This window comes from Thermovibrio ammonificans HB-1, from assembly GCF_000185805.1.
GTDB classification, from domain to species: Bacteria; Aquificota; Aquificia; order Desulfurobacteriales; family Desulfurobacteriaceae; genus Thermovibrio; species Thermovibrio ammonificans.
Genome location: NC_014926.1, coordinates 100,951 through 125,083 on the forward strand (window position 1 = coordinate 100,951; position 24,133 = coordinate 125,083).

General features: G+C 53.5%; 26 protein-coding genes, 2 tRNA genes and 1 pseudogene. 13 read left to right on the forward strand and 16 right to left on the reverse strand.

Annotation, left to right across the window (positions count from 1 at the left end):
- Positions 1-14 precede the first annotated feature (14 nt).
- From THEAM_RS00620 to THEAM_RS00635, 5 genes are read right to left on the reverse strand one after another with little or no spacing between them, the layout of a single operon-like run.
- Positions 15-1,517, reverse strand: a complete 1,503-nt coding sequence (locus THEAM_RS00620) for an Rne/Rng family ribonuclease (RefSeq protein ID WP_013536883.1) — start codon at positions 1,515-1,517, stop codon at positions 15-17.
- Complete coding sequence (locus tag THEAM_RS00625; RefSeq protein WP_013536884.1) at positions 1,483-3,927, reverse strand: TIGR03936 family radical SAM-associated protein; 2,445 nt, start codon at positions 3,925-3,927, stop codon at positions 1,483-1,485. Before THEAM_RS00625 ends, THEAM_RS00620 begins: the two co-directional genes overlap by 35 nt.
- Positions 3,908-4,462: a hypothetical protein gene (locus THEAM_RS00630; RefSeq protein ID WP_013536885.1), complete on the reverse strand. Its 555-nt coding sequence runs from the start codon at positions 4,460-4,462 to the stop codon at positions 3,908-3,910. The genes THEAM_RS00625 and THEAM_RS00630 overlap by 20 nt, the downstream gene beginning before the upstream one ends.
- The gene (locus THEAM_RS09705) at positions 4,362-4,847 is read right to left on the reverse strand and encodes an MGMT family protein (protein ID WP_198005517.1); all 486 of its coding nucleotides are present in this window, start codon (positions 4,845-4,847) and stop codon (positions 4,362-4,364) included. Before THEAM_RS09705 ends, THEAM_RS00630 begins: the two co-directional genes overlap by 101 nt.
- Positions 4,795-5,478 (reverse strand): DUF481 domain-containing protein, encoded by a 684-nt coding sequence (locus tag THEAM_RS00635; RefSeq protein WP_013536886.1) that lies wholly within the window; start codon positions 5,476-5,478, stop codon positions 4,795-4,797. Before THEAM_RS00635 ends, THEAM_RS09705 begins: the two co-directional genes overlap by 53 nt.
- A gap of 49 nt (positions 5,479-5,527) precedes the next feature.
- Here THEAM_RS00635 and lepB point away from each other — a divergent pair, with 49 nt between their 5' ends.
- Positions 5,528-6,169, forward strand: a complete 642-nt coding sequence (gene lepB / locus THEAM_RS00640; RefSeq protein WP_013536887.1) for a signal peptidase I — start codon at positions 5,528-5,530, stop codon at positions 6,167-6,169.
- Between the two features lie 32 nt (positions 6,170-6,201).
- Complete coding sequence (locus THEAM_RS00645; protein ID WP_013536888.1) at positions 6,202-6,504, forward strand: hypothetical protein; 303 nt, start codon at positions 6,202-6,204, stop codon at positions 6,502-6,504.
- 27 nt (positions 6,505-6,531) lie between these two features.
- On the opposite strand, the gene THEAM_RS00650 is transcribed toward THEAM_RS00645, so the two are convergent.
- The 7 genes and pseudogenes from THEAM_RS00650 to murI form a co-directional block, all read right to left on the reverse strand.
- Positions 6,532-6,831: an HU family DNA-binding protein gene (locus tag THEAM_RS00650; protein WP_013536889.1), complete on the reverse strand. Its 300-nt coding sequence runs from the start codon at positions 6,829-6,831 to the stop codon at positions 6,532-6,534.
- Between the two features lie 83 nt (positions 6,832-6,914).
- Positions 6,915-7,220 carry a DUF167 domain-containing protein gene (locus THEAM_RS09530; RefSeq protein WP_083797240.1) on the reverse strand — a complete coding sequence of 102 codons (306 nt, stop codon included), beginning with the start codon at positions 7,218-7,220 and terminating at the stop codon, positions 6,915-6,917.
- Between the two features lie 217 nt (positions 7,221-7,437).
- A pseudogene (locus THEAM_RS09740) lies at positions 7,438-7,599 on the reverse strand (DivIVA domain-containing protein); the annotation flags it as partial.
- Between the two features lie 3 nt (positions 7,600-7,602).
- A complete protein-coding gene (locus THEAM_RS00660) occupies positions 7,603-7,845 on the reverse strand; it encodes a YggT family protein (protein ID WP_013536891.1) in 243 nt (80 codons plus the stop codon).
- Complete coding sequence (gene rdgB, locus THEAM_RS00665) at positions 7,836-8,438, reverse strand: RdgB/HAM1 family non-canonical purine NTP pyrophosphatase (RefSeq protein WP_013536892.1); 603 nt, start codon at positions 8,436-8,438, stop codon at positions 7,836-7,838. The genes THEAM_RS00660 and rdgB overlap by 10 nt, the downstream gene beginning before the upstream one ends.
- The gene (gene rph, locus THEAM_RS00670; protein ID WP_041439660.1) at positions 8,435-9,136 is read right to left on the reverse strand and encodes a ribonuclease PH; all 702 of its coding nucleotides are present in this window, start codon (positions 9,134-9,136) and stop codon (positions 8,435-8,437) included. The genes rdgB and rph overlap by 4 nt, the downstream gene beginning before the upstream one ends.
- Positions 9,126-9,914, reverse strand: coding sequence for a glutamate racemase (gene murI / locus THEAM_RS00675; protein WP_013536894.1), 789 nt, complete (start codon positions 9,912-9,914; stop codon positions 9,126-9,128). Before murI ends, rph begins: the two co-directional genes overlap by 11 nt.
- Positions 9,915-9,982: 68 nt before the next feature.
- On the opposite strand from murI, the gene THEAM_RS00680 reads away from it, so the two are divergent.
- The 5 genes from THEAM_RS00680 to pdxA all read left to right on the forward strand — a co-directional run bounded on the left by THEAM_RS00680 (position 9,983) and on the right by pdxA (position 15,254).
- Positions 9,983-12,136, forward strand: coding sequence for a RelA/SpoT family protein (locus THEAM_RS00680; RefSeq protein WP_013536895.1), 2,154 nt, complete (start codon positions 9,983-9,985; stop codon positions 12,134-12,136).
- A gap of 63 nt (positions 12,137-12,199) precedes the next feature.
- Positions 12,200-12,802 (forward strand): ATP-dependent Clp endopeptidase proteolytic subunit ClpP, encoded by a 603-nt coding sequence (gene clpP, locus THEAM_RS00685; protein ID WP_013536896.1) that lies wholly within the window; start codon positions 12,200-12,202, stop codon positions 12,800-12,802.
- 1 nt (position 12,803) lies between these two features.
- The gene (locus THEAM_RS00690; RefSeq protein ID WP_013536897.1) at positions 12,804-14,099 is read left to right on the forward strand and encodes a bifunctional 3,4-dihydroxy-2-butanone-4-phosphate synthase/GTP cyclohydrolase II; all 1,296 of its coding nucleotides are present in this window, start codon (positions 12,804-12,806) and stop codon (positions 14,097-14,099) included.
- Positions 14,035-14,325, forward strand: a complete 291-nt coding sequence (locus tag THEAM_RS00695) for a hypothetical protein (protein WP_041439358.1) — start codon at positions 14,035-14,037, stop codon at positions 14,323-14,325. Before THEAM_RS00690 ends, THEAM_RS00695 begins: the two co-directional genes overlap by 65 nt.
- 26 nt (positions 14,326-14,351) lie before the next feature.
- The gene (pdxA, locus tag THEAM_RS00700) at positions 14,352-15,254 is read left to right on the forward strand and encodes a 4-hydroxythreonine-4-phosphate dehydrogenase PdxA (protein WP_232203432.1); all 903 of its coding nucleotides are present in this window, start codon (positions 14,352-14,354) and stop codon (positions 15,252-15,254) included.
- Between the two features lie 184 nt (positions 15,255-15,438).
- Here the strand turns inward: pdxA and THEAM_RS00705 are convergent, their stop codons facing one another.
- A complete protein-coding gene (locus THEAM_RS00705; RefSeq protein ID WP_013536898.1) occupies positions 15,439-17,427 on the reverse strand; it encodes an EAL domain-containing protein in 1,989 nt (662 codons plus the stop codon).
- Between the two features lie 118 nt (positions 17,428-17,545).
- Here THEAM_RS00705 and THEAM_RS00710 point away from each other — a divergent pair.
- From THEAM_RS00710 to THEAM_RS00725, 4 genes are all read left to right on the forward strand, one after another.
- Positions 17,546-17,621: transfer RNA gene (locus tag THEAM_RS00710), tRNA-Val, on the forward strand.
- Positions 17,622-17,628: 7 nt separating this feature from the next.
- A tRNA-Asp gene (locus THEAM_RS00715) sits at positions 17,629-17,707 on the forward strand.
- Positions 17,708-17,783: 76 nt separating this feature from the next.
- Positions 17,784-18,632 (forward strand): shikimate dehydrogenase, encoded by an 849-nt coding sequence (locus THEAM_RS00720; RefSeq protein WP_013536899.1) that lies wholly within the window; start codon positions 17,784-17,786, stop codon positions 18,630-18,632.
- On the forward strand, positions 18,625-19,896 hold the full coding sequence (locus tag THEAM_RS00725) for an MgtC/SapB family protein (protein WP_013536900.1): 1,272 nt from the start codon (positions 18,625-18,627) through the stop codon (positions 19,894-19,896). The genes THEAM_RS00720 and THEAM_RS00725 overlap by 8 nt, the downstream gene beginning before the upstream one ends.
- A gap of 35 nt (positions 19,897-19,931) precedes the next feature.
- On the opposite strand, the gene rpmA is transcribed toward THEAM_RS00725, so the two are convergent.
- Positions 19,932-20,186: a 50S ribosomal protein L27 gene (gene rpmA, locus THEAM_RS00730; RefSeq protein ID WP_013536901.1), complete on the reverse strand. Its 255-nt coding sequence runs from the start codon at positions 20,184-20,186 to the stop codon at positions 19,932-19,934.
- 25 nt (positions 20,187-20,211) lie between these two features.
- Complete coding sequence (gene rplU, locus THEAM_RS00735) at positions 20,212-20,520, reverse strand: 50S ribosomal protein L21 (protein WP_013536902.1); 309 nt, start codon at positions 20,518-20,520, stop codon at positions 20,212-20,214.
- Positions 20,521-20,663: 143 nt separating this feature from the next.
- Here rplU and THEAM_RS00740 point away from each other — a divergent pair, with 143 nt between their 5' ends.
- The gene (locus THEAM_RS00740) at positions 20,664-21,206 is read left to right on the forward strand and encodes an HNH endonuclease (protein WP_013536903.1); all 543 of its coding nucleotides are present in this window, start codon (positions 20,664-20,666) and stop codon (positions 21,204-21,206) included.
- 7 nt (positions 21,207-21,213) lie between these two features.
- Here the strand turns inward: THEAM_RS00740 and guaB are convergent, their stop codons facing one another.
- Entirely contained in the window at positions 21,214-22,680 is a 1,467-nt protein-coding gene (gene guaB / locus THEAM_RS00745) for an IMP dehydrogenase (protein ID WP_013536904.1), read from the reverse strand.
- 69 nt (positions 22,681-22,749) lie between these two features.
- On the opposite strand from guaB, the gene argH reads away from it, so the two are divergent.
- The gene (gene argH, locus THEAM_RS00750) at positions 22,750-24,129 is read left to right on the forward strand and encodes an argininosuccinate lyase (protein ID WP_013536905.1); all 1,380 of its coding nucleotides are present in this window, start codon (positions 22,750-22,752) and stop codon (positions 24,127-24,129) included.
- Positions 24,130-24,133: the final 4 nt, after the last annotated feature.

The following is a 24,133-nucleotide window of genomic DNA, read 5'->3' on the forward strand; positions in this document are numbered from 1 at the left end:
CCGGATAGGAGCTCTCAGTTAAGACTTATTGTAAACTTTTCTATGTGGTAGTCTTGAACGGGGACAACCTTTATCGGAACTTTAAACATCTCCTTTATCCGCTCCAGAATCTCACTCTCTTCGTTTTTCAGTTTTTGGGCAACCGAGGGGTTTGCGTAAACCGTTACGGGCCTTCCGGCCCTTACGCCCTTTAGGAAGGAGAGGAGCTCCCGCTCTATCTCGAAGGCCACCGTTTCTGGCGACTTTACCCTTCCGCGCCCTTCACAGTAGGGGCAGGTAACGGTTAGGGTTTTCCCGAGACTCTTTTTTACCCTTTTCCTCGTCATCTCAACCAGACCCAGGTCGGACATGCTTACGATTTTCGTCCTCGCCCTGTCCTTCGAGAGCTCCTCCTCCAGCGTTTTAAGCAGGAGCTCCTTGTTTTCGGGCTCTTTCATGTCTATGAAGTCGATGACGATTATTCCGCCTATGTCCCTCAGCCGCAGCTGCCGTGCTATCTCCCTGGCCGCCTTGAGGTTTATCTCCAGGGCCGTCTCCTCAAGGGTTGAGCTCTTTTTAAACTTTCCGCTGTTAACGTCTATGGATACTAAGGCTTCGGTTTCGTCTATTACGATGTAGCCTCCGCCCGGCAGGTAAACCTTGCGGGATAGGGCCTTCTCTATTGCCTTCTCTACTTGGAACTTCTCAAAGAGCGGTATTTTCCCCTCGTAGAGCTTTATCCTGTCGGCGAGTTTCGGGATAAACCCTTTCGTGAACGAGAGGGCCCTTTCAAACTCGCTTCGGGAGTCTATGATTACTTCCGTTACCTCTTCTGTTAGCAGGTCTCGGAGGGTTTTGGGAACTATTTCAAGGTCTTGGTAGAGGAGCGTCGGCGGAGGTCTGCGCTGGGCCTTTTCCTTCAGCCCCTCCCATACTTTAAGTATGTAGTTTAGGTCTTTCTCCAGCTCCTCTTTTGAGGCTCCCTCTGCGGCCGTTCTCACTATGAGGCCGTACTCGGGGGGCTTTATTTCGGAGGCAATCTCCTTTAGCCGTTCCCTTTCTGCCTCGTCGGTGATTCTGCGGGAGAGCCCCAGCTTGTTTATGGTGGGCAGCAGAACCAAGTAGTGGCCGGGTATTGTGATGTTGGTTGTCACCCTGGGTCCCTTTGTGCCTATGGGTTCTTTTGCCACCTGAACCAGGAGCTCCTGGCCTACCGAGAGCACCTCCTCTACCGGGGGAAGTTCAAATTCCGCCTCCTCTTCCAGCTCCTCTTCGTCCAGCTCAAGGTTAACGGCGTCTTTCACGTATAAAAAGGCGCTGCGGCTCTCTCCGATATCTACGAACGCCGCCTGAACGGCAGGGACGATTTTCGTAACCTTTCCCTTGTAGATGTTCCCTACGAGCCCCCTGTTGCCCTTCCTCTCAACGTAGAACTCAACCAGCTCGCCCTCTTCAAGAACGGCTATCCTTACCTCTTTCGTAGAGGAGTTGATTAGTATCTGCTTACCCGAGGAGTTCTTCCCTTGTAACGTCTGCACTTTTAAGCTCCAACCCCATCCAGTTTAGTATGTCGCCTACGTTTAAGCTTCTGCCTTCCTTAACCTTTACGGTAATTTTGACCGTGTCTCCTTCTCGGTAGAGCTCCTCTATCCACTCTTTTAGGTTAACTTTTCGCCCTTTACGGTCGGTAGCCGTTTCCCCTTTTAGGGGTTCCAGGGTGAACTCTTTTGCCGGCTTAATTTTATAGGTGAAGCGCTCTATGCGGTCGGCTGCGCTCTCCTTCGGGTGGAGTTCAAGCCACCCTGTAAGTTCGAGCCCTTCCGGCAGGAATCTGTTTGCCTCGGGAAGGAGCGCTTCAAAGTCGAACTCCTCTTTCGAGAGCTCGAGCTCTACCACCTCTCCGAGCCCTTCAACGCCTACCGGCAGCCCGAAGAGGACGTTTACCTTCGGGTGGGGGTTGAACCCTTGGGAGTAGCGTAGGGGAACTCTGAACTTCCTGAAGGTTCTGGTGAAGGCCCGGGTCAGGTCGAGGACCGAGAGGAACTTTGCCGGACCGACCTTTTTAAACGTTATTGCCACTTTCCTTTTAAGGGGGAACTCCCTTTTTGGTCTGGGCGGAACCGAGAACTCTATTTTTTCCGGTATGGGAAACTCTTTGAGTTTTTTTATCTGTTCGGGCGTACAGGCTCCGCAGGCGTGGCATCCTACTATGCGGCAGTCGGGTGTCCACTGGAGGTTCTTGGCCTTTTCGAGCTCCCTGAGGAGGAACCGCTTTGAGACTACGCCCTCTATGAAGTCCCAGGGGAGTTCGTCGGAGGTTTCCCTTCTTCCCAGCTGCTCTTTTAGGTTTATGCCGCTTGTTTCAAAGGCTTTGAGCCAGCCTTCCCAGTTGAAGTACTCGTCCCAGCCGTCGAGCTGGCAGCCGTGCTTGTTTGCCTCTATCAGGAGCTTCGCCACCTCTTCGTCTCCCCTGGTGAGGATTGCCTCTATGAGGGACTGCCTGTAGTCGTGAAATCGGAGTATGAAGGCCCTGGGCGCTTTCCTCTTTATGAACTCTACTTTCTCTTTCACGCTCTCTTGGTCTGCAAACGGTTCCCACTGGAACGGGGTGAAGGGCTTGGGAACGAATATGGATATGCCGGCTGCAAGGTGTTTTTTCCCTCTGTACTTCCGGCCGAGCTTGTAAACCGTCCAGAGCATCTCTACGAGGGCTTCAATATCCTCTTGGAGCTCAAAGGGTAGCCCTATCATGAAGTAGAGCTTCAGCCTGTTCCAACCCCTCTCAAAGAGCCCTTCTGCGGCCTTGAAGAGGTCTTCGTTTGTCAGGTCTTTGTTTATTATCCGCCTCAGCCTGTCTGAGCCCACTTCCGGCGCAAGGGTGAAGCCGGTTTTCTTTACCTGCATTATTTGAGAGGCGAGCTCCGGGTTGAACCCTTTAACCCTCATCGACGGGAGCGAGAGGGATATCATCTCCCTGTGGCACAGCTCCATCACCTCGGGAACGAGCCTGTTGAAGCGGCTGTGGTCGGATATGGAGAGTGAAGAGAGGGAGGCCTCTTCGTAGCCGGTGTTCCTAAAGGTTTCAAGGAGCAGCTCTTTAACTTTAGACTCGCTCCTCTCCCTGTAGGGCCTGTAGATGTAGCCGGCCTGACAGAAGCGGCATCCCCTCAGGCAGCCCCTTGCCGCCTCTACGGCTATGCGGTCTTGGGCGGTTTCCACCGTGGGAACGGGGGGCGACGTGTGGTAGAAGCCCTCGGGCACCCTTGTGAATACAGCCTTTTTAACGGGATACCTGCCAAATAGGGGAACCCAAACTCCCGTAACTTTCCTGGCCTCGGCGAGGAAGTCCTTTTTGGTGCCCCCCTGCCGCTTTACCTCCCTGTAGAGGCGGGCCAGCTCAACTAAGGTCTCCTCTCCGTCGCCTATGGCGAACAGGTCTATGAAGGGCGACAGGGGCACCGGGTTGTAGGTGCACGGGCCCCCTGCGAAGATGAGGGGAAGCTCCTCCCTCTCGAGCCGCTCCCCGCTGTACACTGGAACTTGGGCAAGCTGCATTATCCTGAGGGCGTTGGTGTAGGTGAGCTCCGACGAGAACGAGAGCCCCCACATGTCGTAGTCCCTTACGGGCCGCTGCTCCTCTATGGTGTAAAGGGGTATTCCCCTCTCCTCCATTAGGGCCTGCATGTCGGGCCTTGGCAGGTAGGCCCTGTGCATCAGGGCAAAGTCGGTGAGGTTGTTTATCACGTGGTAGAGGATTTTTCCCCCTATGTGGCCCGAGCCCACCTCGTAGAGGTCAGGGTAGGATATGACAAAGCGAACCTCCCGCTCTTCAAACTTGGGGGCCCTGAGGTTTAGCTCCAGCGGCAGGTACGCCGCCGGCTTTTTGACCCTGTTTAGCTCCCTGAGGAACTCATCTGTTAGGAGGGGTTTATACGAAGTCGTCGTCACTCCACTCTCCGGTGTCGAAGTAGTCGAACTCTTCCGTTGGGGTTGCCAGGTTGAAGTCCTGAAGTTCGTCTCTGTCTTCCTCTTGGGGTTGGTCGTTTTGGTTGTGGCTCTGCTCGAGTTCCGACGCTAATGCGTGGCCCAGGAGCTCGGCTCCGAGCACTGCGGCCGCAGTTCCGAGAATCAGGCCGAGCCACGGGAAAACGGGCTCTACAGTACCGGTATGGGCGGTTCTGAACAGCCTGCTGATATCGGCCCTGCGAACCGGAACCCTTATCTCCTTTCCCGCTCCGGTTATCACAACTTCGTATATCTCGCCTCCCTTTTTCTCGAAGGAGAAGCTCTCTATCTGGTCGTGGCGAAGGAATGTGAACTCGCCGTTTTTGAAGTAGGAGACCCCTTCCTCTGAGAATAGCAGCGTTGAGCCGTCGAGCCCTTTAACTTCCACGCCCCTCTTCGTTGCCACCTTCCTTGAACCCTTTATCAGGAAGATGGCCACCACTATCAGGAGGATAATCAGCATAAGTGTTATTCCCATTTCCACCTCTGCAGAAGTTGAAAAAGCGGTTAAGCTCCGACTGCCAGCTCTGCTCTGTCGGAGGGATTCCGAGGGAGCTTAAGAATTTAAAATAGCCCTTACCCGGTTTTCCGTCTTGTTTTACAACCGTTGAGCCCGGCAGAACGCCGTACTCCTTGTAGCTCCACCTGCACAGCTCTCTCAGGAGCTTCCCCAGCTCCTTGCCCAGGCCCGGCCCTCTCTCTGGAACTACTCTCCTGCCGGCCTTCAGGTTGAGCCTGCGGGCAAGCTCCCCGTAGGTAACGGTTCTGCCCTCCTTCCCGACCCCTTTCAGGATTTCCCACAGGAGCTTCTTAGAATCTATAGGTAACCCCCGTAAGGAGAGTCCTGTCGGTGTGGTACTCAACGCCGTCGGGCAGTTTGTTCTGGTAGTCTATTAGGTAGGTGACGTTCAGAGCAAGCCGGCTGTTGAGGGGCACGGAAACCGTGCTCTCGGAGTGGATGAAGTAGTCCTGGGAGTTTTTAAAGGAGACCTGGTAGTTGAGGCTTTGGGAGAGGGTGAAGTTCTTGAACCGGCGGCTGTACTTCACCTGAGCCTCACCTTGGGCGTACCTGTCGGTTGAGCCGTTAGTGTAGTTGTTGTAGGTGTAGGTAACCGAGGAGCTTAAAAGGAGACTCTCTGTTACCTGGTAGGAGATTCCCGGACCGATGCCTCCCCGGAAGTCGTAGCCGGCGAACCGGTCTGAGTAGATGAAGCCGTTAACCGTTAGCGACAGTTTCCTGTTGAGTTTCCTGCCGGTGCTTGCCTGGGCGTTGAGCCTGTTTGCGGTCTCCTTCCCGGAGCTCTTTTTGTAGAGGAAGTTTCCGTTTGAGCTGAAGTCCCACTTGCCCAGGGTTTTCTCCCAGCTGTAGGATACCGAGAGGGTAGAGGTGTTTGAGTTTCCGGAGGTTTCACTGTAGGAGAGGGTTACGCCGTTTTCCTGGGCAGCCGCCGTTGCTGTAAGGGCTACAAATGTTAGTAAAACGAGAAGTCGCATCTGTTTCTCCGTTTGTATAATTGGCTTCAAATTTTAGCCGGAGAAAGCCATGAACAACAAGCTCGTGGAGAACCTTAAGTCCTTTGCGATTGCCCTGGTGCTGGCACTTATTATACGGACTTTCATAGTCCAGTCGTTCCACATACCTTCCGGCTCCATGATTCCTACCCTTCTGATAGGCGACTTTATTCTGGTGGATAAGGTCACCTACCGCTTCAGGCCCCCCGAAAGGGGTGACGTTGTTGTCTTCCACTTTCCCCTCAACAGGGAGGTTTACTACGTAAAGAGGATTGTCGGCGTTCCCGGCGACAGGATACAGGTGAAAGAGGGCAAGCTCTACATCAACGGGAAGCCCTGTAAGTACCGGCCTGCAGGGAGCTTCTCCTACTACGAAAACGGCGTTGAGTACGAGGGGAAGCTCTTTTACGAGTTCCTGCCCCGCCGTAACGGCACCGTGAAGAAGCACCTAATCTTGAAAACGGGGACTCAAGGGGACTTTACGCCGGTTTTCGTTGTCCCCAAGGGGGAGTACTTTATGATGGGCGACAACCGAAACAACAGCTATGACAGCCGCTACTGGGGCTTTGTGAAGGGGAGTGAGATTGTCGGTATAGCCCGCATCATCTTCTTCTCCTGGGACCCCCACAGGCACGTGCCACGCTTTAACAGAATTTTCAAACTGGTGAATTAAATTTAATTAATAGAACCAGATGAAGGTGGAGAATGAGGGATAGGAGGAGTGAGCGATACCTTGACGAGCTTCTAAGACAACGGGCAGAGGAGTTCTGTGCAGACCACCTTGAGATGTACCTTGACTTTAAGAAGGCCGACTCTAAGGAGAAGCTCCTTGCCCTTTTGAGGAAGCACCCCTTCTTCAGGGAGCTCCGTTCAAGGGCCCAGTCTATGAGCTACGAGGAGCTTCGGGACGCAGTTGCCCACGCACTTGTGGAGGAGATATTCTCCAAAGAGGCCCTGAAGAGGAGACTCAAAGACGAGATAGACTCGATGGACATGCAGGATAGGTAAGGGGGAGCCTTTAAGGCCCCCGAAAGTTTACTTCTTCCTCTTCTTCTTGAGCTCTTGTTCTGTGGCTTCTTTGAGGTCCTTACCGGGCTTGAAGGCAGGAACGAGCTTCGGAGGAACGGTAACCTTCTCTCCGGTTTTGGGGTTCCTTGCCACCCTTTGGGCCCTCTCCTTCATGAGGAAGGTTCCGAATCCCCTGATTTCAACCTTTTCACCCTTCTTGAGGGCCTCTGTAACTACCGCTATGAAGGCGTTGAGGGCAGCTTCTGCGTCCTTCTTCCTGATTCCTGCCTTCTCGGCGATTGCGGCTACCAGTTCGCTCTTTGTCATGCCGCTCCCTCCTTAAGTTTAGGTTTATTAAGGCTAAGTGCCCCAATGCTTTAAGTTGAAAATACTATTTTAGCTATTTAATGTCAAGAGATTTCAACCCCTTTTATCCCCAAATTTTTTTGCAAAGTTGCCACGTCAACCCCTTCCAGCCTAACGGTTTTTACCCTGCTCGTTTCACCCCTAACTATCGTTACGTTCCTCTTGGGAACCTTTAGGCTCTTTGCCAGAAGCTCCACCACCGTTTGGTTGGCCTTTCCCTTCTCGGGGGGAACCGTCACCTTTACCTTTAGCCTCCCCTGCTCCACTCCGACCACCTTGTTGGCCGAAGAACGGGGTTGAACCTTGAGCTCCAGCTCCAGGTAGTTTTCCCCTTTTTTCACCTTCAGCATCTCTTTTGAGCCCTTCGAGTATTTTGGTCATATCTATTATCGTAAACTTGAGCCGCTCTATCATCTTCTTCTTGGCAATCATCAGCTTCTCTATCTCGAGCTCCAGCCGCTCTTTCCACCTTTCAAGCTCTTCCTTCTCCTGCTTCTTCTGCTGGATAATCTTCTCTATCTCCTTGCGGGCCTTCTCAACTATCTCGTTCTTCTTGTACTCGGGCGTTTTCATGCGGAGCTTCTCTACTTCCCGCTGAAGCTCTTCAACGGTTCTCGCAACTTCCGATAGGAAAGTGTCGACTTCGTCGGGGTCGTAGCCGAAGAGCTTCTTTCCGAACTCCTTACTCCTAATTTCGTTGGGAGTTAAAAGGCGGCGTTTGCTGTCCATGCTTTACAATCCCCTTAGTATTTTGTCAATTAGTTGTAAAACGATTATAGCAATAGCCGGAGAAAGGTCTACGCCGCCAATAGGTGGCACCACTTTCCTTATCGGCTCAAGCAGTCGGTCGAGCAGCTCTATTGCCCGGTTTATGGGCCTATTCCTGCTGTGGGGAGGGATAAAAGTTAAAAGGGTTGTCACAATTATGAACCAGGTTAGTGCCTCTATGAGCAGGTGGGCGAGTTTTACAAGCATTTAATCTCCTTAATAGCCTTAACGAGGCGTTCAAGGGCTTTTGCCCTGTGGCTGATGGAGTTCTTAACTTGGAGGGGGAGCTCGGCCATCGTTTTGTTGAACCCTTCGGGTATAAAGAGGGGGTCGTAGCCGAAACCACCTTCGCCTCTGGGGGTTGTTACCACCTTTCCCCTTACCTCCCCTTCGCTCCAGAGCCCTCCCTGGAAGGGAAAGGCGAAGAAGATAAACGAAACATACCTTGCCGGCGATTCTGTAAGCCCGAGTGCCGAAAGCTCCTCTATGAGTTTTCTGTTGTTCTCCTCGTCGGTTGCGTTCTCTGAGGCGAAGCGAGATGAGAACACTCCGGGCCTTCCCCCTAAGGCCTCCACCTCGAGTCCCGAGTCTTCGGCCATAACGGGAAGGTTCAGCTTTTGGGCGTAGTAGGTGGCCTTAATGTGTGCGTTCTCGCAAAAAGTGCTGCCGGTTTCCGCCGGAGGGGGAGGAAGGGGGTGGGGAAGCTCCTTCAGAGAGATAACCTCTATACCGAACTCACTCAGCTTCTCTTTAACTTCTTTAACTTTTCCCTGGTTTCCCGTTGCAAAGAGGATTCTCACCGCTTCAGCACCTCTTTCTGTTTGCTGATAAGCTCCATTATACCTTTACTTGCAAGGTTTAACATCCGGTCGAGTTCATCTCTCGTAAACGGTCTGCCCTCTGCGCTGCCCTGAACCTCGGCAAATTCCCCCTTCTCGTTCATAACCACGTTCATGTCCACTTCGGCCATGGAGTCCTCTTCGTAGTTGAGGTCCAGAAGGACTGTGCCGTCTACTATTCCTACGCTGACGGCCGCCAGAAACGACCTTACGGCCTCGAGCTTCTCCATCTTCTCAAGGGCCCTGTAGAGGGCAACAAAGGCCCCGGTTATAGAGGCTGTTCTCGTTCCCCCGTCTGCCTGTATAACGTCGCAGTCTATCCAAATCGTTACCTCGCCCAGGGCGGTCAGGTCTACCGCGCTTCGCAGGGAGCGGCCTATGAGCCTCTGAATCTCCTGGGTTCTGCCGGTGAGCTTCCCCCTTGCCGCCTCCCTTACCATACGTTGAGCCGTGGCCCTGGGGAGCATAGCGTACTCGGCGGTTATCCAGCCCTGCCCGGTTCCCCTCAGGAACGGGGGAACCTTCTCCTCAACCGAGGCGGTGCAGATAACCTTTGTATCGCCGAACTCTATCAGGCAGGAGCCCTCTGCGTGCTTTATGTAGTCGAGGGTTATCTTTACCTCCCTGAGCTGGTCGGGAGCCCTTCCGTCACTCCTTATCAACTTTCACCTCCTCGATTTCCACCGGTTCGCCCATAATCAGGCGGGCTATACGCTCAAACCTCTCCGTTTTATCGCTTACGAGAACCTTAATTGCACCTCCGCTACCCTTTCTCCTGTAGGGGAGGAGCCTTTTAACCTCCCTTGCCACCGCCTCTGCAGAGTCTACCAGCCTTATCCCAGGCAGCACCTCGCCTATCACCTCCTTTATCAGGGGGTAATGGGTGCAGCCCAGGACCAGGGTGTCAACGTTAAACTCCTTAAACTCCCCCAGGTACCGCCTGGCAACCTCCAAGGTTACCGGGTCTTTGAGCCACCCCTCCTCTATTAGGGGAACGAAGAGGGGGCAGGCCTTCTGAAACACCGTGCAGAACGGGTCGAGCGACACAATCGCCTTCCTGTAGGCCTCGCTCTTTACGGTTGCCTCGGTTCCTATGACCCCTACTCTCCTGTTATCGGTGCTCTTTACCGCCTCTTTCGCTCCCGGCTCAACAACGCCGACAACCGGAAACGGAAACTCCTCCTGCAGAATCTCCAGCGCGTGGGCCGAAGAGGTGTTGCAGGCAACCACAACCATTTTTACGCCGTAGCTCTCAAGGAGCTTCGTGTTCTGGATGCTGAACTTGATTATCGTTTTCGGCGATTTCGTTCCGTAGGGAACCCTTGCCGTATCGCCGAAGTAGATGAGGTTTTCGTCGGGGAGAAGCTCCCTCAGGGCCTTTAAAACGGTTAACCCCCCTACCCCCGAGTCGAAAACCCCGATGGGGCGGTCGTCCATGTTGCAACCTCTCTTTAAGGGAACCTAATTTAAAAAGGTTAGCTGAACACCTTTTAACGTGGGAGCTTATGAGGAGCTGCAAGGAAATTATAGATAAAGTTAAGGAGTACCGAGAGCACTTCAACAGAGAGCTGATAGAGAAGGCCTACAACTTCGCCAAGGAGAAGCACAAAGGTCAGTACAGGAAGTCCGGAGAGCCCTTCTTCTCCCACCCGGCGGAGGTTGCCTACATCCTTGCAGAGCTCAGGATGGACGTCCCCACCATTGTTGCCGGCCTGCTTCACGATACCGTTGAGGATACCGACACCACCATAGAGGAGATAGAGAGGGAGTTCGGCTCCGAAGTGGCCTTTATAGTTAAAGGGGTTACAAAGCTCGAAGGTTACAGGTTCACCTCTAAGGAAGAGGCCGATGCCGAGAGCTTTCGCAACCTCCTCATCTCCCTCGCCGAAGATATAAGGGTTCTGATAGTGAAGCTTGCAGACAGGCTCCACAACATGAGAACCCTTGAACACATGAAAAGGGAGAGTCAGCTGAGAAACGCCAAAGAGACCTTAACCATATACGCCCCCCTTGCCAACAGACTCGGTATGTACAGGATAAAGAACGAGCTTGAAGACCTCTCCCTGAAGTACATAGACCCCGAAGCCTACGCCGAGATAGAGCGGAAAGTTAAAGAGGTAAAGAGGCGCCTCCTTCCCTACCTTGAAGACGTTATAGAGACCGTAAAGAGGGAGCTGGAGAGAAACGGCATAAAGGGGGATATCCAGTGGCGGATTAAGCACATCTACGGCATTTACAGAAAGATGGTTACAAAGGGCATCCCCTTTGAAGAGGTTTACGACGTAGCCGGTATAAGGGTAATAACCGACACCGTTGCCAACTGCTACCAGGTGCTCGGGATAATCCACAGCATCTGGACACCGGTTCCCGGCAGGATAAAGGACTACATAGCCGTTCCGAAGCCCAACATGTACCAATCCCTCCACACAACCGTTGTGGGCCCCAAAGGGCAGTTTATAGAGTTCCAGATAAGAACCTGGAAGATGCACCAAGTTGCCGAGTTCGGTATCGCCGCCCACTGGAAGTACAAAGAGGGCGGGGGCAGGCTCGACGAGTCGGAGAAGGAGAGGTTCCTCTGGCTCAGGAACCTGCTGGAGTGGGTGAAAGAGGAAAAAGACCCGAAGGAGTTCATAGACTCTGTAAGAACAGACCTCTACAACGAGAACATCTACGTTTTCACCCCCAAAGGAGACATAAAGACCCTGCCGGTAGGGGCAACTCCCGTTGACTTTGCCTACGCCGTTCACACCTCTGTGGGCCACAGGTGTAGGGCTGCGAAGGTTAACGGCAAGCTCGTTCCCCTCAACTACCGGCTCCAGAGCGGCGATAGGGTAGAGATAATAACCGGTAACGTGGAGCGGCCCAGCCGCGACTGGCTGGACTTTGTGAAAACCTCCAAGGCCCGCCACGCCATCCGCTCCTTCCTCAGAAAAGAGGAAAACGAGAGGGCCCGCAAAATCGGCGAAAGCCTCCTTGACAAGGCGGTTCGCCGGCTCTCGGAAAAGAGCCTTGCAACTTTAAGTGCCGAGCCCGGAATCCTCGAGAGAATCCGCTCTCTCGGCTACTCCAACCTCTCTGCTCTCCTTGTAGATGTGGGCTACGGCAAAGTGGACCCGGACTACGCCGCAAGGCGGCTCTTGGGCCTTCCCGTTGAGGTTAAGAAGAAGAGGAAAACAGCTTCCGCCCACTCTTCGATAGCCATAACCGTAGACGGCATAGATAACGTTGCGGTAAAGCTTGCGACCTGCTGTCACCCCCTTCCCGGCGACAGGGTTGTGGGCGTTGTAAACACCGGGGAGGGAATTGTTATCCATACCGAGAACTGTATAGTTGCCCGCCAGATAGCAGAGAGCGCACCCGGTAAGGTGGTAAGGGTAGATTTCCTCCCCACCGACCGCACCTACCCGGCCAAGGTGAGGATATCGGTTATAGACCAGCCGGGAATGCTCGCCGCAATTACCGCCACGGTTGCAAAACACAACATAAACATCAGGGACCTTACAACGAAGCTCGTTTCCGGCAGGGGCGTTATAGACCTGCTCCTGGACGTTAGGAGCAGGGAGGAGCTTCAACAGCTCCTAAACGCCCTCCGCTCCATAAAGGGCGTAATCACCGCAAAGCGGATAGTAAGGGAGAAGGCTCCCGCCTCAAGCCGCTAAAACTGCCACATCTACCGGCAGGAATAAATTAAAAGCGCAACCACAAACCCTACCGGAGGAGACATGGAAGAGATTCTCAACCAGTTCGTTCCCATAGTTATCGAGCAGACCGGAAGAGGTGAGCGGGCCTACGACATCTACTCCAGGCTCTTAAAAGACCGTATAGTTATGCTCGGAACTCCGATAGACGACCACGTTGCGAACCTCATAGTGGCTCAGCTGCTCTTTTTAGAGGCCGAAGACCCCGAAAAGGACATCTACCTATACATAAACAGCCCGGGAGGAGTTGTAACGGCAGGCCTTGCCATCTACGACACCATGCAGTACATAAAGCCCGACGTTGTTACCATCTGCATGGGGCAGGCTGCGAGTATGGGGGCGGTTCTCCTTGCCGCCGGGGCTAAGGGCAAGCGCTTTGCGCTCCCCCACGCAAGGATAATGATTCACCAGCCCTTGGGAGGCTTTCAGGGGCAGGCTACCGACATTGAGATTCACGCTAAGGAGATTCTCAGGCTTAAGAGGATGCTCAACGAGATACTTGCCAAACACACCCGCCAGCCTGTTGAGAAGGTGGAGCAGGACACAGAGCGCGACTACTTCATGAGTGCCGAGGAGGCCAAGGAGTACGGCCTTATAGACAAAGTCCTTACCAGAAGGGGTGGTTAAGGTGGTTAAAGGGCGCTATCCCCTCGACAGGGTAGAGGAGGCCATAGAGGATATAAAAAAGGGGCGTATGGTTGTTGTTGTAGACGACCCCAACAGGGAGAACGAAGGCGACCTCGTTCTTGCCGCCGAAAAGGTTACCCCCGAGGCCATAAACTTTATGACGAAGTACGGCAGGGGGCTCATCTGCCTTGCCCTTCCCGAGGAGCGGTGCGACCAGCTCGGCTTTGAGCCTATGACCTTAAAGCCCACCGACCCTAAAGAGACCGCCTTCTGCGTTTCGGTTGACGCCCACCCCAAGTTCGGCACCACAACCGGTATATCGGCCTTCGACAGGGCGATAACCATAAAACGGGCGGTTGCCCCCGACGCAAAGCCCGAAGACTTTGTAAAGCCCGGACACGTTTTCCCCTTGAGGGCCCGTAAGGGAGGCGTTTTAAAGCGCTCCGGCCACACGGAGGCCGCCGTAGACCTTGCCAGGCTTGCAGGCCTTTATCCTGCAGGCGTTATCTGCGAGATAATGGACGAAGACGGCACGATGATGCGCCTTCCCAAGCTCATAGACTACGCAAGACGACACGGCCTCAAGATAATCAGCATTGCAGACCTAATTGAGTACCGGATGAAGAGTGAGAGCCTTATAAGGCGCGAGGCGGAAGCCAACCTGCCAACCGTTTACGGCCTGTGGAAGATATACGCCTACACCTCTTTGGTTGACGGCAAGGAGCACGTTGCCCTCGTTATGGGAGATATTAAAGAGGACGAGCCCGTGCTTGTGAGGGTTCACTCTGAGTGCCTTACCGGCGACGTTTTCGGCTCCCTTAAGTGTGACTGCCGCAGCCAGCTCCACCGGGCAATGGAGATGATAGCCGAAGAGGGAAAGGGCGTTATAGTCTACCTCCGTCAGGAGGGCAGGGGCATAGGCCTTGTGAACAAGATAAAGGCCTACCACCTTCAGGACCACGGTTTTGATACCGTTGAGGCCAACGAGAAGCTCGGCTTCCCCGCCGATATGAGGGACTTCGGCATAGGGGCCCAAATACTCCGGGATTTGGGCGTGAGGAAGATGAGGCTTATGACCAACAACCCCCGTAAGCTCATCGGTTTGGAGGGTTACGGCCTCGAAATCGTTGAGAGAGTGCCGATAGAGGTAGGTGTTTGCGAGTATAATATTGGCTACCTGAAAACCAAGAAAGAAAAACTGGGGCACCTTTTAAACCTTCAGGAGGAAAGTGATGCAGGAGCAGGAGAGGGCGTTTCAGGTTCCGGAGGAGATAAGGAGAGGGGTAGAGGAGATTAACGAAACAATCTCCCGGTTTGTTGAGGCGATTGTTAAAGGTTACGAGGAGAGGATTGCCGAGCTCGAGCAGAAGCTCGAGGAGCTTGAGCAGGAGAACATAGAGCTCAAGTACAAGCTCCGTCAGCTCAGCAACGACCTTAAGAGCCTCTCCGAGCGTATAACCTCCGAGTTTCTGAAGAAGCTTGAGGCGGTTTCCGAGGAGGTGGAGAAATTCAACAAGCAGTAGGCGTAACCCTCGGAGACCCTGCAGGTATAGGGCCTGAGGTTCTCCTCAAATCTGTAGAGTTCCTCGGGTCCCTTAACCTTCCCGTTGTTGTTTTCGGTTCCTTTAAGGTTTTGGAGTTCTACGCCCGGCTTCTCGGCCTTGAAAATCCCTTTCGTCCGGTTGATTCTCCGCCGGGTGAGCCCGGGCTTTACCTCCTTGAGAGCTGCTCCCCTTTTGAGTTTGAGCCCGGCAGGGTGGGGCTCGGCTCCGGAAAGGCTCAGGTTGAGTTCCTCGAAAGGGCCGTGGAGTGGGCGAAGGCGGGATTCTTAAGGGCTCTTGTAACTTTGCCGATAAACAAGGAGGCGGCAAGGCTCGGCGGCCTTAACTTTCCCGGTCACACCGAGTTCTTTGCCCACGCCTTCAGAGTTGAAGAGTTCGCCATGATGCTTGCGAACCGCAGGCTGAAAGTTGCCCTTGTAACCACCCACGTTGCCCTTGCAGATGTTCCGAGGCTCATCACGAAAAAGGCGGTTCTCTCAAAGCTGCTACTCCTTAACAGGTATTTTCCCGGCAAGCGTATAGCCGTTACAGGGCTTAACCCCCACGCAGGTGAGGGCGGGCTTTTCGGCAGGGAAGAGCTTGAGGAGATAGGGCCGGCTGTAAAGGAAGCGGTTGCAAGGGGAGTTAAGGCTTTCGGCCCTTTCCCGGCCGATACTCTGTTTCCCAAGGCGGCCGCCGGGGAGTTTGACGTTGTTCTTGCGATGTATCACGACCAGGGCCTTGTTCCAGTGAAGCTCTTGGGTTTTGGCCAAACGGTTAACGTTACGCTGGGCCTTCCGGTTGTGAGAACGTCGGTAGACCACGGAACGGCTTACGATATTGTGGGTAAGGGAGTTGCCGACCCGGGTAGTTTTCGCCACGCCGTTGAGCTCGCCCTCGAGCTTAGTTAAAGTTTGTTAAATTTTCTGGGAATCTGTGGAAAAAACGTGAAAATTTTGAGGAAATTTTCAAGATTCCCCCTCTAAGATGTGAAAAAATCGTGATAAACAGGTTTGAAGAGGGGGAGATGTGGTTCCAGCTTGCCTTCTGGCTTCTGCTGTTTAACTTTGCCCTCTTTCTGGTTGTTGTCAGCCGTTAGCCTTCCTCTACTATTTTCACGAGGAGCTCCTCGAGCGTAAGCGGCTTGCTCAGGTAGTACCCTTGGGCGTATTGGACTCCCAGCTCCTGTAGGACTTTCACGGTCTCTTCGTTCTCTACGAACTCTCCTACCACCCCTACCTGGAGCTCCTCCCCCAGTGTTGAGATGATTTTTATGACTTTTTTAACAAATGAGTCGCTCTCTACGTCCTTTATGAGGGTGCCGTCTATCTTCAGGAACTTGAGGATGCCCTTCTTGGCCAGTTCAACCAGGGTTCTAAGCGACGAGTACCCTTTGCCGAAGTCGTCTATTATGAAGTAGATTTTGTGGTTCTTTGAGACCTCCTCTACAACCTGGGTGTTCTCTACGAAGCGCTGCTCTGTAAGCTCGAGGGTTACCCCGGTTTCACCGAAGCTCTCTACAAAGGATTGAAGCTCCTTTATGTAGTTGGGGTCGAGGAGCGACTGGAAGCTTACGTTGATGAAGAGTCTGTTGGTTATGCGCTTTATGAGGTTTGCCTTCTCTTTGAGGCGTTTTATAACCAGTGTGTCGAACTCCTCTATAAGGTGGAGGTTGTAGATGGCGTCTATGAATATTCCGGCCGGTATGAGCTTCTCCCCGTCCTTTATCCTGCCCAGAACCTCCAGCGTAAAGAGCTCCCTTGTATCTACGGTGTAAATGGGCTGAAAGACAACGTCTACCTCTCCGTTTTTTATCTTCTTCAGAACGAAGTGCTCGTTGTACTTCTCGTTTAGAATCTCCTCTATTTTCCTCTGGCCCTCGTTTCCGCTCAGGTAAAGGCGGTCTCTGTTGAGCTTTTTCGCCTCCTTCTTCAGGTTGGAGAAGACCTTTATCAGCTCCTCCGGCGTTACCTGGCCGAAGGGAGGAAGCTCCACGCCCACAACAAGGGCTTTCAGGTGGAGCCTTTTCCCCTCGGCTTCCGCCGGCTCCTTGAGGGCTTTCTCCACCTTCTCAAGGAGCCGCTTTCCGCTTCCCGTTGTCAGGAGGTAGAGGTCTGCGGTTACGCCCTTAATGAGGAGCTCGGTTTCTGGCTCTATCTCCCTTTTGAGGCGCTTAATAATCTCCTTTATTGCGCCGGTTACTATTCCCTCCCCGTATATTGCGTTTAGCGACTTTAGTCCCTGGAAGTCGACCATAAAAACGGTGATTCTTCCCTCTCTCTGGAGGAACTGAATCAGCTTGAAGAAGCTGTGCTCAAGGTCGGAGTAGGTAACGAAGTAGAGCTCACCGAGAACCTGGGTGAACCTTATCACCTGCTCTTTTAAGTCTTTAAAGACCAGGTAGGCCTCGTTGAACTGTTTCTTGGAGCAGTAGTAGTAGAGAGAGTCGGCAAGCTTGTGGATGAGGCGGTGGAGCTCGTCAAGGTAGGAGCAGAGGTTCTTGTCCATGCACACCATAAGGGACTCGGGGTAGTTGAGAACCTTTGTGAACTCACACTCTTTGTAGTTCTTAAGGGGAAACCGGGAAAGCTCGAGGTCGGCTATGCTCTCAGAGAGCTCCTCTATCCACTTTGCGTGTTTTTTAAAGAGCAGGTGCTCCTTAAAAGGGGAGTCTAAGACCCGTCTCAGCTCAAGGGCCTCCTTCTTCAGGTAAGCCCTTGCCACGGCGTTGAGGAGCTTCTGTAGCTTCCTCGAAACCTCAAAGAGCTGCAGTCTATCTATCTCCTTCTCTGCAAGCTGTTCAACCAGCTTCTCCTTTGCCGCGGTAACTGCTCTATATATGGCAACGTAGGGAACCTGGTAGAGCCTAACGCTCTCTTCAACTTTACCGTTGAGCCTGTTTTTACCTTCAAGGTTTTCAAGGAACAGGTTTAAAAGCGTTTTCTGGAGTTTTACGAGCTCTTTAAAGGCCCTCTCCTCCTTTACGAACTCCCTGACGAACGGGTCCCTTGAGAACTCCCTCTCTATCTCCTTGAGGAAGTCGGGAAGCAGCGACTTTAAAAGCTTAAGACTCTCTCTATCCATACTCTCCTCCGCCTACTTCCCATTTTCGGCCTTCTTGAACGCTTTTTAAGGGAGAAATTCCCCCTTCTACTGTTGACACCTCCGCCGCCGTTTCCTATATTTCCCAGTGTCAACGCGTGGGCGGATAGCTCAGCTGGGAGAGCGCCAGCCTTACAAGCTGGAGGTCACAGGTTCGATCCCTGTTCCGCCCACCACTTCCACGGGGACGTAGTTCAGTTCTGGTTAGAACGCCGGCCTGTCACGCCGGAGGTCGCGGGTTCGAGTCCCGTCGTCCCCGCCACTTCCCCCTCCAATCCGAGTAATCCCTTGCCCCGCCTGTATAATCTTCGTTTAGAGACTATCCCCGGGGAGGAGTTATGAAACTCACCGGCAAGACCGCCGTTTACGGCATAATAGGCCATCCGGTTAAGCACTCCCTCTCTCCGCTGATGCAGACGGCCGCTTTTGAGGCTCTCGGTATAGATGCCGTTTACGTTCCCTTCAACCTCGCCCCCCAAAATTTGAAGGAGGGTATAGAGGGCCTGAGAGTTCTCGGAGTGAAGGGTTTTAACGTTACCGTTCCCCATAAGGAGCAAGTTGCCGAGCTTGTGGACTTCCTTGAAGGTGACGCAGAGTTCCTGGGGGCCGTTAACACCGTAAAGAACGAGGAGGGGCAGCTTACCGGTTACAATACCGACGCCGAAGGTTTCTTGCGCTCGCTCCTTGAAGAGGGCGTAGAGCTTGAGGGGAAGAAGGCCCTGATGTTCGGTGCCGGGGGAGCGGCAAGGGCCGTAGGCTACGCCCTTTTAAAGGGGGGAGTTAAGTTCCTGCACGTTGTAAACAGGAGCTTCCCCAAGGCCAAAGCCCTCGGCGAGCTCCTCTCGAGGCGGGGAAACGTCCTCGTTTACCCTCTGAGGGACTCGGTTGTGGAAACGCTCCTTGATGAGGCTGATATTATCGTAAACACCACCTCTTTGGGCCTTCACCCCCAAGACCCTCAGCTCTTCGACTACTCTAAAATCCCCGAAGAGAAGGTGGTAGTTGATATTATCTACAACCCGCCCCTTACCCCTTTACTCAAAGCGGCCAAGGAGAGAGGCTGTAAGGTTATAAACGGCCTCGGGATGCTGATTCACCAGGGGGCTGTTGCCTTTGAAATCTGGACCGGCCAGAAGGCTCCGGTTAAGGTTATGAGAGAGGTTCTCGAAGGAGAGCTGTATGGTTAACTTCCTCAGGGAGCTTGTAAACTCCGAGGTGTGGCACCTATACGAGCCTTACCTCGTTTCTCTCCTTCTGGGCGGCCTTTTGGGGGTGGAGAGGGAGTTTAAAAAACAGAAGGAGGGAACTCCCTCTTTCGGCGGCATCAGAACTTTCATACTCATATCTCTCCTCGGCACCGTTTCTGCCCACCTGGCAGCTGTTTACAACCAGTGGTTCTTAATGGTGGTCTTCGGTGCAGTAACTCTTCTGGTTCTCCTCGCCCAGTTCCTTGAAGGGCTGCCGGGACTAACGTCGGAGGTTTCGGCCCTTTTAACCTTCTCCATAGGGGCACTCTGTTATTTTCGGGAGTTTCAGCTGGCCTCGCTCCTTGCGGTTATGGTGCTCTTTGTGCTCTCCTTTAAGGAGCAGATGCACCGGTTCGTAAAGCACCTTACGCTGGAAGACCTCTACGCCTTCTTGAAGTTTGCGGCCGTTACGGTTGTTATCTACCCGCTCCTTCCCGACAGGAACTTCCACGGGGTCAACCCCAAAGAAGTGTGGACTATGGTTGTTGTTATCTCCTCTATAGACTTCCTCGGTTACGTTTTAACCAAGCTTATAGGTAAGAGGGGGATTCTCGTTGCCGGTTTTGTGGGCGGGCTCGTCTCTTCAACTGCGGTTACTGCAACTTTTTCCCCCTTGGCAAGGCTCAACCCTTCTCTCACCAGGGAGTACGGCGCCGGTATAGTGGGAGCTTCCGCCATAATGTTCCCCCGTATGACCCTACTTGCGGCCATAATAAGCCCTTACTTTGCCAAGTTCCTCCTCATCCCCTCTATGGTTGCCTTTGCCTTCGGGATGCTCTTTGCCTACAGGCTTACAAGCGGCAAGGGGGCGGAGGAGACCCAGGTGAAGATAGAAAACCCCTTTGAGCTCTCAACGGCCTTTAAGTTTGGCCTCTTTTACGCCTTTGTCCTATTTGCCTCGAGGAACGCCCTGAAGTACTTCGGAAACTACGGCCTTTACGGGGTTGCCGCCATCTCCGGTTTGGCAGATGTAGACCCTTTAACCCTTTCCGTTTCCAAGCTCTACGCCTCGGCCTCGGTTGCCCTGTTGCCGGCGATAATTGCCGTTCTGCTTTCGGCCTTTGTTAACACGCTTTTTAAGTGGTTCCTTACGCTTTCTATGGGAACAAAGGAGCTCTTTAAGGTTACAACGCCCGGGTTTATCGCCCTTGCCGTAGGCGAGGCTGTGGGGGTTGCGCTCCTCTGGATGGCGGGCTTCAGGTAGGGAGGGTAAAGGGGCGGAAGCTCCGCCCCTGTTGGTTACTGAACGGGGTAAACGCTTACGAACTTCTTGTTACGGCGGGTTTCAAACTTTACAACGCCGTCTATCAGGGCAAAGAGGGTGTAGTCGCTGCCCATTCCCACGTTCTGGCCGGGGTGGATGGAAGTTCCCCTCTGCCTTACGATGATGTTTCCGGCCTTAACGATTTGGCCGTCGTGCCTTTTTACTCCGAGCCTTTTTCCGATGGAGTCCCTACCGTTTTTGGTGGAACCCATACCTTTCTTATGTGCCATGGCGAACCTCCAATCGGCTTTCGGTTTAACCTACGATTTCGTTGATTTGAAGCTCTGTAAAGTGTTGACGGTGGCCGTACTTACGCTGGTAGTGCTTCTTGGCCTTGTACTTGAAAACGATAATCTTCTTACCCTTACCGTGCCTTACAACGGTGGCCTTAACCTTTGTTCCCTTGGCTTCAGGTCCTACCTTCACTTCTCCGTTGTCGCCCCTTACCATAAGGGCCTCAAACTCCACCTCGGACCCTTCAGGTAGGTTGAGCTTCTCAACCTTTATAACCTGACCGGGCTCCACTACGTACTGCTTACCGCCTGTCTTTATTACGGCATACATGGTGCAACCTCCGTGGTTGGTTAAAAGTGGACTGTTAATTTATAACAGCGGTGGCGGTAAGGTCAAGGAGAGGTTTGAGGAAATTCCTCTTTAAAACTGTTCCTTTTAAATATAATCGGATTTGAACCGGATTGGAGTTTCCGATGGTTCTCTACCCGACCCTGGTCCTCGACAGGACCTACCTTCCCGTCACAGTCTTTTCACACAAGAAGGCCTTCCTCCTTGAGGTTTTGGGCAGGTGCGAAGTTCTCCAGCACTACTTCTCGGTTTACCTCTACTCTCCTACAAAAAAGTTTCCCGCCCCTTTGGTTGTTAGGGTGCCCGTACTTCTGCGCCACTGGCAGACCGCCTCTCCCACGCGGAGGGCCGTTTTCATCCGCGACAACTTCACCTGTGCCTACTGCGGCCGCGTGGTGAAAGACAGCGATGCAACAATAGACCACGTTCTTCCCAAGAGCCGGGGCGGAGAGTGGAGCTGGGAGAACCTTGTGACCTGCTGCTGCGAGTGTAACCAGCGTAAAGGTGACAGAACGCCCGAAGAGGCTGGAATGGAGCTGCTGTTTAGGCCGAAGCGCCCCACGGCCTTCGAGGTTGAACTAAACCGCTGGAGGAGGCGGTTTAACAGGGAGTTCTTGGCCGTTCTCTCCCTTTACGGGGTGAGATTAGAAGAGGGGAAAACTGGATAGAGAGGGGTTACCTCTCTATCCAGTAGTTGGGAGCCTCTTTGGTGATTATTACGTCGTGAACGTGGGACTCTTTAAGGCCGGCCGCTGTTATCCTCACGAAGCGGGCCTTCTTCCTCATCTCCTCTATGTTGGCCGCTCCACAGTATCCCATTCCGGCCCTGAGTCCTCCTACGAGCTGGTGGATTGTGTCGGCCAGGGGTCCCCTGTAGGGAACCATTCCCTCTATACCTTCGGGAACGAGCTTCTTCTCCTCAACCTCGTTCTGGAAGTAGCGGTCTTTGCTTCCCTTCTTCATCGCCCCGAGGGAGCCCATCCCCCTGTAAACTTTGTAGCTCCTGCCCTGGTAGAGAATCAGCTCTCCGGGGCTCTCCTTGGTTCCGGCGAAGAGGCTGCCTATCATCACCACCCTTGCGCCTGCCCCGATTGCCTTGGCGATGTCTCCCGAGAACTTTATTCCGCCGTCAGCAATGATGGAGATGTCGTACTTGTCGGCAACCTCTGCACACTGGGCAACGGCGGTGAGCTGGGGAACGCCCACGCCTGCAACTATCCTGGTTGTGCAGATAGAACCCGGGCCTATGCCCACTTTAACTGCGTCTGCACCGGCCTTTATGAGAGCCTCTGTCCCTTCCGGTGTTGCAACGTTTCCGGCTATAACGTCTACGTCGGGCCAGCGGCTCTTTACCTTCTCTACCATCTCTATAACGCCCTTGGAGTGGCCGTGGGCGGTGTCTATCACTATAACGTCTACGCCGGCCTCAACCAGGGCCTCGGCCCTCTTCAGGGCCTCCTGGCCTACCCCTATTGCCGCGCCCACCATGAGCCTGCCGAGCTCGTCTTTGCAGGCGTTGGGGTACTTCTCCTTCTTCTCTATGTCCTTTATGGTTATGAGCCCTTTGAGGTAGCCGTTTTCGTCAACAACCGGGAGCTTCTCGATTTTGTACTTGTGGAGTATCTCCTTGGCCTCCTCTAATGTGGTGCCCACGGGAACGGTTCTGAGGTTCTCCTTGGTCATAACCTCGGCGATGCGCTTGGAGAAGTCTTTAACGAACCTGATGTCCCGGTTGGTGATTATCCCTACCAGCTTGCCCTCATCGTTTACAACGGGCAGGCCCGATATCTTGTACTTCTTCATGAGGGCTTCGGCCTCTGCTATCGTCTGCTCAGGCTTTACGGTAACGGGCTTTACTATCATTCCGCTTTCGCTTCTTTTAACCCTGTCTACCTCTTCGGCCTGCTCCTCTATCGACATGTTCTTGTGGATTATTCCGATTCCCCCTTCCCGGGCTATGGCTATTGCCAGCTCGGCCTCCGTTACCGTGTCCATGGCGGCGCTCATTATGGGGATGTTGAGGGTTATCTTCTTTGTGAGCTTCGTCCTTACGTCTACCTGAGTTGGAAGAACTTCCGAGTAGTTGGGAACCAGGAGAACGTCGTCAAATGTAAGGGCTTCCTTTACCTCTCTGCCCAGCATATTTTCCTCCTTGAAAACTTTAGGCAATTATAGTTTTGCTGTTACAATTGGGCAAGTAGGAGGTGGCCTTTGGAGAAGAAGCTCTGGGGTGGAAGGTTCAAGGAGAGCACAAACAAGCTGGTTGAGCAGTTTACCGAATCGGTCTCCTACGATAAACGTTTGGCCCCCTTCGATATAGCCGGAAGCGTGGCCCACGTGAGAATGCTCGCCAAGCAGGGAATCCTCTCTAAGGAGGAGGCGGACAGAATCGTTGAAGGCCTCCACAAAGTCCTTGAAGAGGTTGAGAGCGGGAAGTTTGAGTGGAAGACCGAGCTTGAAGACGTTCACATGAACGTTGAGAAGAGGCTCACAGAGCTTGTGGGCCCCGTGGGGGGGAAGCTCCACACCGGTCGCTCCCGCAACGACCAGGTTGCAACCGATGTGCGCCTTTACGTTCGCCACGAGATAGAGGAGGTTTTGAAGCTCCTTAAAGAGCTTCGCCGCGCATTCCTGAAGCAGGCCGAGGAGCACATAGACGTTGTTATGCCCGGCTACACCCACCTTCAGATAGCCCAGCCCGTTCTCTACTCCCACCACATGCTTGCCTACTACCACATGTTCAAGCGGGATGAGGAGCGATTCAGGGATACACTGAAGAGGGTGAACGTCTCACCCTTAGGTTCTGCCGCCCTTGCCGGAACCAGCTACCCCCTCGACAGGGAGTTCACTGCGGAGCTTTTGGGGTTCGAGGGGGTTACCCGCAACAGTATGGACGCAGTAAGCGACAGGGACTTTGTAGCCGAGACTATATTTAACTGCGCCATGGTTATGATGCACCTGTCCCGCCTATCCGAGGAGCTCATCATCTGGTCTACCGAAGAGTTCGGCTTTATCGAGCTTCCCGACGCCTTCTGCACCGGAAGCTCCATAATGCCCCAGAAGAAAAACCCCGACGTTTCCGAGCTCACCCGGGGTAAAACCGGAAGGGTTTACGGCGACCTCATGGCCATTCTCACGATACTGAAAGGGCTTCCCCTCACCTACAACAGGGACCTTCAGGAGGACAAGGAGCCCCTGTTCGACGCCCTCGACACCGTTAAAATGGCCCTTAAAGTTAACGCCCTTGTAGTTGCCGGTATGAAACCGAAGGCCGAAAGGATGAGAGAACAGGCCCGCAAAGGTTTCTCCCTTGCCACAGACCTTGCAGACTACCTCGCCAAAAAGGGGATGCCCTTCCGTGAAGCCCACAGGGTTGTGGGCGAGCTTGTGGCCTACTGCCTCGATACCGGTAAGGAGCTCGACCAGCTCACCCTTGAGGAGTTTAAGAGGTTCTCAGACCTTTTTGGGGAAGACGTCCTCTCGCTCATGAGCGTTGAGGGCTCTGTAAACAGCAGAAACGTAATAGGCGGAACGGCCAGAGAGCAGGTTCTTAAAGAGATAGAGCGGATAAAGAGCGAAGAGTCCTTTTAAGTAA